This is a genomic window from Winogradskyella ouciana, assembly GCF_009709615.1.
Taxonomy (GTDB): Bacteria; Bacteroidota; Bacteroidia; order Flavobacteriales; family Flavobacteriaceae; genus Winogradskyella; species Winogradskyella ouciana.
Window position 1 is genome coordinate 1 of sequence record NZ_WJYA01000078.1, and the last position, 277, is coordinate 277.

The window sequence follows — 277 nt, forward strand, 5'->3', positions numbered from 1 at the left end:
GATGCACATGGCCTTTATATGTTTGATGGAGAACCGCTTTATGAATACAAAGAAGAACGTGATCGGGAGAACTGGTTATGGGGCACGGCAAACTTTGACCTGGGGAAACCGGAAGTTCATAGTTTTTTAATTTCGAATGCGTTGTACTGGGCGGAATTCTATCATATAGATGGATTTAGGGTTGATGCAGTGGCTAATATCCTGTATTGGCCAAATCAGGATGAACGCCACACGAATCCATATGCTGTTGATTTTTTAAAAAAACTCAATCAAACCA

General features: G+C 40.8%; 1 pseudogene. It reads left to right on the plus strand.

The features are described 5' to 3' along the window. Window positions 1-277, plus strand: a pseudogene (locus F1003_RS18640) (1,4-alpha-glucan branching enzyme); the annotation flags it as partial.